The organism is Paracoccus sediminis (assembly GCF_900188295.1).
GTDB classification, from domain to species: Bacteria; Pseudomonadota; Alphaproteobacteria; order Rhodobacterales; family Rhodobacteraceae; genus Paracoccus; species Paracoccus sediminis.
Genome location: NZ_FZNM01000017.1, coordinates 19,909 through 32,922 on the forward strand (window position 1 = coordinate 19,909; position 13,014 = coordinate 32,922).

At 66.5% G+C, this 13,014-nt stretch carries 13 protein-coding genes; 8 read left to right on the forward strand and 5 right to left on the reverse strand.

Annotated elements, in window-relative coordinates; genetic code table 11:
* Window positions 1-19: 19 nt before the first annotated feature.
* Window positions 20-592, reverse strand: a complete 573-nt coding sequence (locus tag CHB77_RS16190) for a hypothetical protein (protein ID WP_089389223.1) — start codon at window positions 590-592, stop codon at window positions 20-22.
* A gap of 77 nt (window positions 593-669) precedes the next feature.
* On the opposite strand from CHB77_RS16190, the gene hemB reads away from it, so the two are divergent.
* Together hemB and CHB77_RS16200 are read left to right on the forward strand one after the other, a co-directional pair.
* The gene (hemB, locus tag CHB77_RS16195) at window positions 670-1,680 is read left to right on the forward strand and encodes a porphobilinogen synthase (RefSeq protein WP_176430363.1); all 1,011 of its coding nucleotides are present in this window, start codon (window positions 670-672) and stop codon (window positions 1,678-1,680) included.
* 111 nt (window positions 1,681-1,791) lie between these two features.
* Complete coding sequence (locus tag CHB77_RS16200) at window positions 1,792-2,430, forward strand: lipid-binding SYLF domain-containing protein (protein WP_089389263.1); 639 nt, start codon at window positions 1,792-1,794, stop codon at window positions 2,428-2,430.
* On the opposite strand, the gene CHB77_RS16205 is transcribed toward CHB77_RS16200, so the two are convergent.
* Both CHB77_RS16205 and CHB77_RS16210 read right to left on the reverse strand, forming a co-directional pair.
* Window positions 2,427-3,074, reverse strand: coding sequence for a GntR family transcriptional regulator (locus CHB77_RS16205; RefSeq protein WP_089389224.1), 648 nt, complete (start codon window positions 3,072-3,074; stop codon window positions 2,427-2,429). The two genes, CHB77_RS16200 and CHB77_RS16205, sit on opposite strands and share 4 nt — an antisense overlap.
* Before the next feature lie 30 nt (window positions 3,075-3,104).
* On the reverse strand, window positions 3,105-3,815 hold the full coding sequence (locus CHB77_RS16210) for a M48 family metallopeptidase (protein ID WP_242626682.1): 711 nt from the start codon (window positions 3,813-3,815) through the stop codon (window positions 3,105-3,107).
* A gap of 98 nt (window positions 3,816-3,913) precedes the next feature.
* On the opposite strand from CHB77_RS16210, the gene CHB77_RS16215 reads away from it, so the two are divergent.
* Window positions 3,914-4,228, forward strand: coding sequence for an FYDLN acid domain-containing protein (locus tag CHB77_RS16215; protein WP_089389225.1), 315 nt, complete (start codon window positions 3,914-3,916; stop codon window positions 4,226-4,228).
* A gap of 64 nt (window positions 4,229-4,292) precedes the next feature.
* Here the strand turns inward: CHB77_RS16215 and CHB77_RS16220 are convergent, their stop codons facing one another.
* On the reverse strand, window positions 4,293-5,582 hold the full coding sequence (locus CHB77_RS16220) for a PQQ-dependent sugar dehydrogenase (RefSeq protein WP_089389265.1): 1,290 nt from the start codon (window positions 5,580-5,582) through the stop codon (window positions 4,293-4,295).
* Window positions 5,583-5,726: 144 nt separating this feature from the next.
* On the opposite strand from CHB77_RS16220, the gene ltaE reads away from it, so the two are divergent.
* Entirely contained in the window at window positions 5,727-6,767 is a 1,041-nt protein-coding gene (ltaE, locus tag CHB77_RS16225; RefSeq protein WP_089389226.1) for a low-specificity L-threonine aldolase, read from the forward strand.
* A 35-nt stretch (window positions 6,768-6,802) separates the two neighbouring features.
* On the opposite strand, the gene CHB77_RS16230 is transcribed toward ltaE, so the two are convergent.
* Window positions 6,803-8,872, reverse strand: a complete 2,070-nt coding sequence (locus CHB77_RS16230) for a catalase (protein WP_089389227.1) — start codon at window positions 8,870-8,872, stop codon at window positions 6,803-6,805.
* Between the two features lie 273 nt (window positions 8,873-9,145).
* Here CHB77_RS16230 and CHB77_RS16235 point away from each other — a divergent pair, with 273 nt between their 5' ends.
* From CHB77_RS16235 to CHB77_RS16250, 4 genes are all read left to right on the forward strand, one after another.
* Window positions 9,146-10,495, forward strand: a complete 1,350-nt coding sequence (locus CHB77_RS16235; RefSeq protein ID WP_089389228.1) for a PQQ-dependent sugar dehydrogenase — start codon at window positions 9,146-9,148, stop codon at window positions 10,493-10,495.
* A gap of 58 nt (window positions 10,496-10,553) precedes the next feature.
* Window positions 10,554-10,880, forward strand: a complete 327-nt coding sequence (locus CHB77_RS16240) for a c-type cytochrome (RefSeq protein ID WP_089389229.1) — start codon at window positions 10,554-10,556, stop codon at window positions 10,878-10,880.
* Between the two features lie 346 nt (window positions 10,881-11,226).
* On the forward strand, window positions 11,227-12,363 hold the full coding sequence (locus CHB77_RS16245; protein ID WP_089389230.1) for a TRAP transporter substrate-binding protein: 1,137 nt from the start codon (window positions 11,227-11,229) through the stop codon (window positions 12,361-12,363).
* A gap of 64 nt (window positions 12,364-12,427) precedes the next feature.
* Window positions 12,428-13,012 (forward strand): TRAP transporter small permease subunit, encoded by a 585-nt coding sequence (locus CHB77_RS16250; RefSeq protein WP_089389231.1) that lies wholly within the window; start codon window positions 12,428-12,430, stop codon window positions 13,010-13,012.
* Window positions 13,013-13,014: the final 2 nt, after the last annotated feature.

Here is a 13,014-nt window from a genome sequence, read left to right on the forward strand (position 1 = left end):
GCGCGGCGGAGTCAAGCCGTCAGAAGCCATAGGGATGCATCGCCGCCCACAAGGCCCCCAGCACCGCCGTCACCGCCACTGCGGCCATCGACAGGGCCGTCACCCACCGGCGATGGACCACCATCCGGCGCACGGCCTCGGCCGCGGCATCGGAAACGGGCCGGGCGCCCTGTTCGGCGGCCTCCAGCAGGGGCATCAGGCGGCGGGCCAGGGCGATCCGCAGCCAGAACAGCAACGCCAGCGGAAACAGCAGCAGGAACGTCGCCAGCGCCAGTTCCAGGCCATAGCCAAGACCCATGATCGCCAACGAGGTGAGAACGAATCCCGTCACGCCCAGGAAAACGGCCCCTTCCTGCCCGCCAAGGCGCCAGCGCGGCAGCATCAGGGACAGCCAGTCCAGCAGGTGCAGCACGACCGGCGCCTCGGACTGGCCTTCCGCCAGGGCCGCGCGGGCGCGGCTGACGATTTCGGCGGGAACGCCGATCACGCTGCGGCCGGTCAGCGACCAGATGCCGATGACCACCAGCCAGTACCAGATCGTGCCGAAGGACCGGCTGTCCAGCAGGCCGATCAGGCTGTCGAATGGGGGCACGCGGGCTTCCTTGTCCTTGGTCGCGCGCGACCTTAGAACGGCTGTTGCCGAAGGAAAAGCCGCCTCGCCACAGGAACATGACCATGCCCGCACCGATCATCGCCCCCTTTCCCGCCTCGCGCCTGCGCCGGTTGCGCCGGACGCCCGCGATCCGCGCGATGGTGTCCGAATGCGACGTGACGCCCGCCAACCTGATCTGGCCGATCTTCGTGACCGAGGTTCCGGGGGCCGAGGGAGAGGTGCCGTCCATGCCCGGCGTCGAACGGCTGACGCTGGACGGGGCGCGGCGTGCGGCGGAACGGGCGGCGCGGCTGAACATCCCGGCCATCTGCATCTTTCCGCATTCCGATGGGGATCTTAAGACGGAAACCTGCGAACGCGCCTGGGATCCCGACAACATCGGCAACCGCGCCATCCGCGCGGTCAAGGAAACCGTGCCTGACCTTGCGGTGATGACCGACATCGCGCTCGATCCCTATAACGCCAACGGCCATGACGGCATCGTCGCGAACGGCGAGATCCTGAACGATGAAACCATCGCGGCCCTGGTCCGCATGGCTCTGGTCCAGGCCGAAGCGGGCGCCGACATCCTGGGGCCGTCGGACATGATGGACGGGCGCATCGGCGCGCTGCGCGGCGCCCTGGAAGGCGCGGGGCACAAGCATGTGGCGATCCTGTCCTATGCCGCGAAATTTGCCAGCGCCTTCTATGGTCCCTTCCGGGATGCGGTTGGTGCGTCTGGGCGGCTGGTGGGCGACAAGAAGACCTATCAGGTCAATCCCGCCAACCGGGGCGAGGCGATCCGCTGCGTGGCCCGCGACCTGGCCGAAGGCGCGGACATGGTGATGGTGAAACCCGGCCTGCCCTATCTAGACATCTGCCGGGCGGTCAAGGACCAGTTCGGCGCGCCCACATTCGCCTATCAGGTCAGCGGCGAATACGCGATGCTGGAAGGCGCGATCCGCAACGGCTGGCTGTCGCGCGATTCGATGTTCGAAAGCCTGCTGTGCTTCCGCCGCGCGGGCTGCGACGGCATCCTGACCTATTTCGCGCCCCTTGTGGCCGAGGCGATCGCCGCGCGGGCGTGATCCCCAGGCGATCGGTCGCCCGCGCGGATGGCGGCGGGTGACAGGGTGGCGGAAATCCCGTAACATCCCGCCAAAATGCCGGCCGTCCGGCGCGATAATGTGGGGCATGTGATGAGCAACGATTTTCAGATCAGACTGGGCCGCCGGGCCGTGCTGAAAGGCGCGGCGGGCACCGCCGCCCTGGCCTTGGCCGGGTGCAGCAATGCGGTCGGCACCAATGCCGGGGCCGAACTGGACGCGCGGGTCGATGCGACGCATCAGTATCTGATCGGAAACTATCCCTCGGCCCAGGCGCTTGTGCAGAATGCGCGCGGCGTCCTGTACATGCCGCTGATGACCGAGGCCGCCCTGGGCGTCGGCGGCGCCTATGGCCAGGGCGCGCTGCGGATCGGCGGGGCGACGGTCGATTACTATTCCGCCACCCGCGCGACCGTGGGATTCCAAGCGGGCGCCCAGCAGTATGCGCATGTGCTGATCTTTCAGACGGACGGCGCGCTGTCGTCGTTCCGCGCCTCGCCCGGCTGGCTGGCGGGGGCCAATGCGTTCTACGCAATCCCGCAGGGCGGCATGGCCCTGGGCGCCGACACGATCACCGCGCAGTTGCCGGTCGTGGCCATGATCTTTGGCCAGGCGGGATTGATGGCCGGAGCCTCGATTGAGGGCACCAAATACACCCGCATCATTCCGTCCGAGATCCCGACCCTGGGCTTTGGCGGACTTGGCCTGCCGCAAATGATGCAGCGCGGCTAGACTTGAGTCAGGTGCCGCAGACCGTGCGTGACATCGGCGCGCACGGCCAGCCGCAGCGCCGGTTCGTCCCCCGCCCGCAGCGCGGCCAGGATCATGCGGTGGTGGCGCGGCGGTTCGTTGCGCTTTACGCGGCCATACAGCGCCCGCATCGTCGGACCCAGTTGCAGCCAGATGGTTTCCAGCATCGCCAGCATGGCAGGCGCCTGGGCGCGCAGATACAGCATTCGGTGAAAATCCAGGTTGCAGCGGATGTACCCGACCGCATCGTGGTTTTCCACCGCGTCGGCGATGCGCGCGTTCATCTGCGACAGCCGGTCGATCAGCGCGAAATGCGCGCGCGGCAGGGCGCGGGCGGCAAGTTCCGGTTCGATCAGGGCGCGCAGGGCGGCCAGTTCCTCGATCCGGTCATCCGACAGCGCGGGGGTGGCGACCCGCCCCGATGCCGACAGCGTCAGCGCACCTTCGGCGACCAGGCGGCGCACGGCCTCGCGCGCGGGGGTCATGGACAGGTGGTATTCGCGCGCCAGACCGCGCAGGGTCAGCGCCTTGCCGGGCGGCAATTCGCCCAGCATGATCCGGCTGCGCAGGTTGCGATACAGCTTTTCATGGGCCGACGGATCGGTCAGGCGTGCGGGCGCGTTCATGCCGCCTTGTGATCACAATTTTCCAGGTCGTCAATCCCCCGCGGGATCGCGGAACCGCCACGCCATCAGATCCGGCCCGTGCTGCCGCAGCCAGGCGCGATGCGCGGCGTGATCGGGCATCAGGCGCCGCACTGTTTCCCAGAAGCGGGGCGAATGATCCATGTGGCGCAGATGCGCGACCTCGTGCGCGGCGACGTAATCCAGCACCGGGGACGGCGCCATGGACAGCCGCCAAGAGAACATCAGCCGCCCGTCGGACGTGCAGCTGCCCCAGCGCGACCGCGTGTCGCGCAGCACGATCGCGCGATAATCCCGTCCGAGCGCGTCGGCATGGCGGTCGCAGGCCTTTCGCAGATCCAGCATCGCGCGGTGCTTCAGAAACGCCTGGACCACCGGGCCGGCCGGGCGTCCGGCCGGGACCAGAAGCGAATCGGCGGCGATCCGGGCCGTGCGAACAGCAGCCGGGGTCAGCGCGACCGGCACGCCCGCCACCGGCAGGACCGCCCCCTGCCGCACGATGCGAAGCGCGGGCTGACGCTCGGTCGCCTGCAACAGCCAGCGGGATTTCGATTCGGCAAAGGCCGCCCCGTCGGACAGCGCGACATGCGCGGGCAGCGTCAGCATCACCGGCCCGCCGTCGCGCGGCACCCGCAGCGTCATGCGCCGCGCCCGCGCGGACCGGCGCCATGCGATCCGCAGCCCGTTGGTGATGGTGAACGCCTCGGCCATCCGCCCGCCCATGCCCTGCCCGTCCGTCGTGGCACAAAAGCCTTTGACACCCCCCGACGCCTGTGGCAGGGGACCACCGATTTCCCTAACCGCGGCAGAAGGAGAATGCCATGCCCAAAGAGGAATGGGGCACGAAACGCCTGTGCCCGCACTGCGCCACGCGTTTTTACGACCTGCGCGCCAATCCCATGACCTGTCCCGCCTGCGGCAACACCTTTTCGCTGGAAAGTCTGACCGACTCTCGCGGCAAGACGCTTGTGACCGAAAAGACCGCGGCGCGCGACGACGACGATCTGGTCGAGGATGACGAAGATCTGGGCGACGACACCGGCGAACTGGACGATGACCTGCTGGAGGAAGACGATGACGACGGCGACGTGTCGCTGGACGACATAGCCGATGTCGCCGAGCCAGACGAGGATTGAACGAAAAGGCCGGTCAAGGGACCGGCCTTTTTTCTTGCAGGGTCATCCGTCCGATCGGCCGATCTCAGGCCCCCGACACGCGCCAGATCACGTCGCCCACATCGTCCGCCATCAGGAGGGACCGCCTGTCCGGGCCGATCGCGACGCCCACGGGCCGGCCATAGGCGATCCGTTCGTCGTCCGACAGGAACCCCGTCAGGATGTCGCGCGGCGGGCCGCTGGGCGCGCCATCGGCAAAAGGCACGAAGATCAGCTTGTAACCGCTCAGCCTGGCCCGGTTCCACGATCCGTGCTGGCCGATGACCATGCCGTCGCCGAAACCGGGCAGGGTTCCCGCAGGCATCCAGCACAGCCCAAGCGAGGCCGTGTGCCCGCCCAAGGCGTAATCGGGGGTGATCGCGCGGGCCACCAGGGCGGGATCCTGGGCAACCCGGTCATCCACGACCTTTCCCCAGTACGAATAGGGCCAGCCATAGAATCCGCCGTCCCGAACCTGCGTCAGGTAATCGGGCGGCGTCTCGTCGCCCAGCCCGTCGCGTTCGTTCACCACGGTCCACAAGGTTCCGCGGACCGGCTCCCACGCCATGCCGACGGCGTTGCGCAGCCCGGATGCGAAGATGCGGGCCTTGCCCGTCGCGATGTCCAGTTCCCAGATCGCCGCGCGGCCTTCCTCGGCCTCCATGCCCTGATCGGCGATGTTGGTCAGCGATCCGACCCCGGCATAGAGCCTGGCCCCGTCCGGGGACGCGATCAGGCTGCGGGTCCAGTGCCCATGGGGCTTGAAGCCGATTAGCCCTTGCCCCTGCCCCGCCAGCGAGGTGGCACCGGCTTCGTAACGGAATGCCACGATGCCGTCGGTGTTTCCCAGAAAGAACCGGTCTCCGATCAGCGCCATGCCGAAGGGCTGGTTCTGGTCCTGCACGAAGACCGTGCGGATTTCGGCCACGCCGTCGCCATCGGCATCCCGCAACAGGGTCACGCGGTTGGCGCTGTCGCCGATGGCCTTGACCCGGCGCATCGTCGCCTGCGCCGCGCGGTCCATCAGCGTCCTGGGCGGTGCCGGCCGTTCCTTGGATTCCGCCACCAGAACATCGCCGTTCGGCAGAACCTCGATCCAGCGGGGATGATCCAGGTCCGCAGCAAAGGCCGCGACGCGCAGGCCGGGCGCGCAGATGGGCAGGCGACCGTCCGTCCAGCCTTGGGCCACGGGCATCTTCAGCGTCATGATGCCTTGCGGCCTGGCCTGGGGGATCTGCGGGTTGGCCCCTATGGCCTGCCGTGCAGGCGTTCCGATGCGTCGAAGACGCGCGACGGCGCCGCCCACCACCCCCGTTGCCCTTGCCAAGAATTCCATATCCGACCTCCGATCCAGTTCACGCGCCACGGTAACGGGGGCGCGGCGCGCGCGACAGGGGTTTTGCGGCCCATGGCGGCGGTCGGATGTCTGGTCCTGCCGGGACAATTCCGTCATGGTGCCCGGAACAGGGAAAGGACACCCATGGACGATTTCCGTTCCGACACCGTGACGCGGCCCGATGCCGCGATGCGTGCCGCCATGGCCGAGGCCCCGGTCGGGGACGCGGTTTACGACGACTGCCCCACCACCCGCAGGCTAGAGGCGATGGCGGCCGAGCGTCTGGGACAGCAAGCGTCGCTGTTCTTTCCGACCGGCACACAGTCGAACCTGGCCGGGCTGATGGCCCATTGCGGACGGGGCGACGAATATCTGGTCGGGCAGATGGCCCATGCCTATCGTTACGAAGGCGGGGGCGCGGCGGTGCTGGGATCGATCCAGCCGCAGCCGCTTGCCAACGAACCGGATGGAACCATCGCCCTTTCGTCCATCGAACAGGCGATCAAGCCCGACGATTTCCACCATGCCCGGACCCGGCTGCTGGCCTTGGAAAACACCTTTGGCGGCCTGGTGCTGGACGAGGCATATGTGGCCGAGGCAACCGGGCTGGCGCGTCGGCACGGTCTGGCCACCCATCTGGACGGAGCGCGGCTGATGAATGCCGCCGTCGCCACGGGCCGGGACGCCGAAACGATTTCGCGGCCCTTCGACACCGTGTCGCTGTGCCTGTCCAAGGGCCTGGGGGCGCCCGTGGGGTCGGTTCTGGCGGGGTCCGCGGATCTGATCGAGGCGGCCCGGCGGATCCGCAAGATGCTGGGCGGGGGGATGCGGCAGACGGGCATTCTGGCCGCGGCGGGCATCCATGCGCTTGAACGCAACGTGGCGCGGCTGGCCGACGATCACGCCCGCGCCGCGCGACTGGCGGATGTCCTGTCGGGCTTTGCGGAACTGGGCGCAGGGCCTGCCCGGACGAACATGGTCTTCATGACGCCCGCGGCCATCGACGTGGATGCCTTCGGCCGCTTCATGGCCGAACGCGGCATTCTGGTGGGCGGTCGTCATGGCACCCTGCGATGGGTCACGCATCTTGATGTCGACGACGGGTCCATCGACCGCGTCAGGGCCGCGTGCGAGGCGTTTTTCGCAAGCGCCCCATCCCGCATCCGTCAACACCGGCTCGGGTGACCGGAACGGGGCGCCTGGACGCCCCATTCCACGGTTCAGGCCGCGTCCTGCCGGTCCCAGAACCGCAGGCCGCGGCAGGCGGCGACAAAGCCCGTTGCGTCCGATGCGGGCAGAAAGCCCTTGTCCAACCCCTTGGGCAGGCCCGCCTTGGCAAACAGGGTCTGCGCCGCGTCGTTATAGGCTGCGAACTTGTAATGCGCCCAGGCGGTCGCCGCAAAGTCGCGGGCGGCGGGCATCATGGCCAGCATCTTGACCCCATCGGCCGAAGGCAGGATCGCGACCGCGTCAAAGACAGCCGACGGGGCGCCGTCCACCTTTTCGTCCAGGTCCAGTTCGGAACCGTCCGACAGTGTGACGCTTCCCACAATGGGACCGACGAACATGACCATCGCGCCCTCCGCCTTGGCGGCATCCACGATGCCCTTGACCTCTCCGGCGTCGGACCCGTCCGTCACCAGGATGCCGATCTTGCGGCCCGCAAAGCTGTCGGGACCGTTCTTCAGGATCGACAGCGCCGGGCTTTCGGGCAGGTCGTTGCGCGGCGGAACCGCGGCCTTCGCCGGCTGCGGCAGGTCGGCTATGCCCAGCCCCTGTGCCACGGCCTGCGCCAGATCGTCGTGGATGTTCAGCAGATGGGACAGCATCCGCAGGCGGATCGCCACCGTCTTGACCTTGGACAGCTCAAAGATCAGGGCGTCGGCCATGTGCTTTCGTTCCACCGGGGTCTGGCTGACATAGAACTGCCGGGCCTGGGAATAATGATCGGCAAAGGTTTCCGACCGGATCCGCGCCTTTTCCCCGCCATAGGACACCGGAACCGCCCGGATGCCGCCCTGCGCGACCTCTCGGGGACCGCCCTGCGCGCCGCCCCATCCGTTCGGTTCGTAATTCGCCCGTCCGCGCGGATTGTGCATGGCCATGTGGCCGTCCTGCTGGAAATGGTGGAACGGACAGCGCGGCGCGTTGATGGGAATGTGGTTGAAATTCGGGCTGCCCAGCCGTTTCAGCTGCGTGTCCAGATAGCTGAAGTTGCGCCCTTGCAGCAGCGGATCCTCGGAAAAGTCGATGCCCGGAACGATGTTGCCGGTCTGAAAGGCCACCTGTTCGGTTTCCAGGAAAAAGTTGTCGGGCATCCGGTTCAGGACCATCCGGCCGATCGGGCGCACGGGCAGGATCTCCTCGGGGATGATCTTGGTGGCGTCCAGGATGTCGAAGTCGAAGGATTCGGCAAAGGCGTCGTCGAACACCTGAACGCCCAGTTCCCATTCCGGGTGATCGCCCGCGTTGATCGCGTCCCACAGGTCGCGGCGGTGGAAATCGGGATCGGCGCCGTTGATGCGCAGCGCCTCGTCCCAGATCACCGATTGCAGGCCCGCCTTGGGCTTCCAATGGAACTTGACGAACCGGGCGTCGCCCTCGGCATTCACAAAGCGGAAGGAATGGACGCCGAACCCTTCCATGAAGCGGAACGACCGGGGAATCGCGCGGTCGGACATCGTCCACATAATCATGTGCATCGATTCCGGCATCAGCGAGATGAAGTCCCAGAAATTGTCATGCGCCGTCTGGGCCTGCGGAAAGCCGCTGTCGGGTTCCGGCTTGGCGGCATGGACCAGGTCGGGAAACTTGATCGCGTCCTGGATGAAGAACACGGGAATGTTGTTGCCGACCAGATCCCAGTTGCCCTCCTTGGTATAGAACTTGACGGCAAAGCCGCGCACGTCGCGGGCCAGATCGAACGAGCCCTTGCTGCCCGCCACGGTCGAAAAGCGCACGAAAACCTCGGTCCTTTCGCCCGCGCGCTGAAAGATGTCGGCGGCGGTGATGTCGGACAGGCTGTCATAGGTTTCGAAAAATCCGTGCGCGCCATAGCCGCGCGCATGGACCACGCGTTCCGGGATGCGTTCGTGATCGAAATGGAAGATCTTCTCGCGGAACGCCTGATCCTCGATCAGGGTCGGGCCGCGGCGTCCCACCCGCAGGCTGTTCTGGTCGTCCGACACGGGGGCGCCGACCTGGGTGGTCAGCGGCGGCACGTCGCCCCCGGCCTGCTGGTGCAGTTCTCCGCCGTTGCCGGTCGGCGAGGCGTGATCGTTGGCTGACATGCTGCGTCCTCACATGAATTGGCTGGGTCATTGTCATGGTCAACGCGCTTCCGGCGGCATCGTTCTTGGCCACGCGGACATTTTTGCGCGGGGCTGACATCATTTGGTCTGATGTGCCAACAAAGCTGTTGAAAAGACGGCGAAAGCATAGATCATCCCGTTTGGGCACAGGCGGGGCGCGTTGCACAGGCCCCACCGACCGGACCGCGCATCCCTTTGGAGGAAGGGTCGCCCGATCCTGCCCGCAACGGACTGCACCAGGGAGGAGAGACAATGAAACGCGTCAGACTCTGCGGATTGCTTCTAACGACGGCGGCCATGGCCATGCCGGCCCTTGCTCAGGAAGACCTGGACGCGCTGCAAGGGATGCAGCGCAGCGATGCCACCTTCACGCGCATCGAACAGACCGGCCCGACCGCCGATGCGCTGAAGTCGATCGTGCCCCACATCAACGTCCCGGACGGATTCGAGGCCACCCTGTACGCCGTGGTCCCCGATGCCCGGTCCATGGCCGTGGCGCCGCAGGGCACCGTGGTCTTCGTGGGCACGCGCAAGGACAAGGTCTGGTCGGTCGTGGACCGGGACCGCAACCGCGTCGCGGACGAGGTGATGGACTTTGCCCCGTCCCTGACCTTCGACGTTCCGAACGGGCCGTGCTTTTCGCCCGACGGGTTCCTGTACATCGCCGAACGCAACCGCGTCCTGACCTTTCCGGCGGCCGAGTTCTTTTTCGAGGGACCGGATCCCGCCGTGGGCACCGTCGTTCCCAAGGGCCAGCTGATCCCGGCCGAAGAAGAAAGCTTCAACCACACCGCGCGGGTCTGCCGCATCGGGCCGGACGGCAAGCTCTATGTCTCTCTGGGCCAGCCCTATAATGTCCAGCCGCGCGAAAAGCTGGAAAAATACGACGAACTGGGCATCGGCGGCATCATCCGCATGAACACCGACGGCACCGAGCGCGAGGTGTTCACGCGTGGCATCCGCAATTCGGTCGGCCACGACTTCAACCCGGCCAACGGGGATCTGTGGTGGACCGACAACCAGGTGGACGGCCTGGGCGACGACACCCCGCCGGGCGAACTGAACCGCCAGACCGAGGCCGGGCAGCATTTCGGATTCCCCTGGACCAATGCCAGCGTCGAGGTGCCCGACTTCAAGGACGTGCCCCGGCCCGAGGGGGTCGAGTTCGTCGAGCCGGAGGTGGAAATGGACGCCCATGCCGCCGATCTGGGGATGCGGTTCTATTCCGGCAATTCCTTTCCCGAGGAATACCGCGGCGGCATCTTCTCGGCCCAACATGGCAGCTGGAACCGGACCACGCCGGTGGGCGCGCGGGTGATGTTCACCCGTCTTGACGCCGACGGCAAGGCCGCCGGGACCGAGGTGTTCGCCGACGGCTGGCTGGACGGTGACACGGGCGAATATCGCGGCCGTCCCGTGGACATCGCTTTCCTGCGCGACGGATCGATGCTGGTGTCGGACGATTACGCCGGGGCGATCTGGCGCATCGCCTATACCGGCGACGCGCAGGCGGGGTCGGGCGCGTCCGATGCGGCAGCGACTCCAGAAGCGCCGGCGGCGTCCGACGCAGCGGAAACCGCCCCCGCCGCGCCCGCGAACTGAACTCTGATCCGGGGCGCGGTCGCCGCCGCCCCGGTCCCCACCAGGAAAGCAGCATATCATGACATCATTTCACGGCCTGGCATTCGCCGCTGCCTTTGGCCTCTGCGCCGCCGCCGCCCATGCGCAGGACGCCGGAACTCCGCCCCCCGCCACCCAGACCTGCCGGGTCTGCCACGGCGTCGATGGCGCGGGCACGAACCCGATGATCCCCAACATCGGCGGACAAAGCGTTGAATACCTGTCCAAGCAGTTGCAGGATTTTCGTGCGGGGCGCCGCGAGGATCCACAGATGTCCATCATCGCCAGGGATTTGAGCGACGACGACATCAAGGCCCTTGCCGCCTGGTATGGCTCGATCACGGCGACCTATACCTTGCCCGAATGACCGGCGCCGTCAGGCCACCCCGTCGGACGGCCCGCAGCCCGCGGGAACAGCGTGCAGGTTGCCGAAAGGCTCCAAGCCGGTGGCGCTTCGGGATCTCCCGTTCTCGGACTCGGCAAAAAGCGGCACAAGGACAGGGGGCGAAGGGTGCAGGCGATCGGAACCTTGTGCCCGCTGACCTCCGTTTCCCCTGCGTCATCCGAGGCCGCAAGGGTCGGGATCCGGACAAGGGTTTTGGATTAATTGCCTGTCTCGGCAAAAAGTCCAGTTGCACAAACTGAAAACGGGCTTTCTAATCGATCGCAACAACATGTCGCGCCAAGCGACTTCACCGTCTGGGAGGACACCGATGACCAATCTTCGTGAATCCGCGCGATTTTCGCGCCGATCGTTTCTGCGCAAGGGCGCCGTCGGCGGAACCGCTGCGGCCGCCGCCGCTTTGGCCGCGCCGCCGGTTCTGGCGCAGGCCCCCATCGTGATGAAGATGCAGACCTCGTGGCCCGCGTCCGACATCTGGATGGACATGGCGCGCGAATACACCACGCGGGTCGAGGAAATGTCGGGCGGCCGCCTGACGGTCGATCTGCTGCCCGCAGGCGCCGTGGTCGGCGCGTTCCAGGTGATGGACGCGGTCCACGACGGCGTGATCGACGCCACCCATACCGTGCCTGTTTACTGGTACGGCAAGTCCAAGGCCGCGTCCTTCTTTGGCACCGGACCGGTGTTCGGCGGGTCGGCCACGACGATGCTGGCCTGGTTCTATCAGGGCGGCGGGGCGGAACTCTATCGCGAACTGACCCAGGACATCCTGGGCCTGAACGTCTATGGCTACATGGGAATGCCCATGCCCGCCCAGCCTTTCGGCTGGTTCAAGAACGAGGTGAACACCGTCGCCGACGTTCAGGGCCTGAAATACCGCACCGTGGGCCTGGCCGCCGATCTGCTGCAAAGCATGGGCATGTCCGTGGCCCAATTGCCGGGCGGAGAGATCGTGCCCGCCATGGAGCGCGGCGTGATCGACGCCTTCGAATTCAACAACCCCTCGTCCGACCGCCGGTTCGGCGCGCAGGACGTGGCCAAGAACTATTACCTCTCGTCCTATCACCAGGCATCCGAGTCCTTTGAATTCATCTTCAACCGCGATTTCATGGACGACTTGCCCGAGGATTTGCAGGCGATCCTGAAATACGGCGTCGAGGCGTCGGCCACGTCGAACCTGGCCTTGGCGATGCGCGAATATTCCAAGGATCTGGCCGAACTGTCGGCGGGGGGGGTCACGGTGCACCGCACGCCAAAGGAAATCCTGGCCGCCCAGCTGGACGCCTGGGACACGCTGATCGCGGATCTGGAAACCGATCCCTTCAACAAGAAGGTCATGGACAGCCAGCGGGCCTGGACCGAACAGGTGGCCTATTACGAACTGATGAACGCGCCCGACCTGGGGCTTGCCTTCGAACACTATTATCCCGGCAAGCTGAAGCTGTGACCATCAAGGGGCGCGGCGCAGTCCGCGCCCCCATCCGCGATACCGGCCCTGGGGACATTCAGCAATGCAGCGATACATTCAGTTCGCCGACAACCTGTCGGCCTGGTTCGGCAAGGCCTTCGGCTGGCTGGTCATCCTGATGACGGTCGGGATGAGCTACGAGGTCATGGTCCGCTATCTGTTCAACAACCCGACGCCCTGGGCGCTCGACATCAGCTTCATCATGTACGGCACGCTGTTCATGATGGGCGGCGCCTATACGCTGTCGCGCGGCGGCCATGTGCGGGGCGATTTCCTGTACCGGCTGTGGTCTGACCGGACCCAGGCGCGGGTGGATCTGGCGCTGTATTTCCTGTTCTTCTTTCCCGGCATCCTGGCGCTGATCTTTGCCGGATGGAAATACGCCGGCCGATCCTGGAGCTATGGCGAGGTGTCGGTCAACAGCCCCGCCGGCATCCCGATCTATCAGTTCAAGACAGTGATCGTCGCGGCCGGGATCCTGCTGTTCATCCAGGGTATCGCCCAGGTCATGCGCTGCATCCTGTGCATCCGCACCGGCACCTGGCCGCCGCTGGACTGGGACGTCGAGGAAACCGAGACGATCCTGATGAAGCAGATCACCGAAGAAACGCCCCACGGCCCGGCCTGACG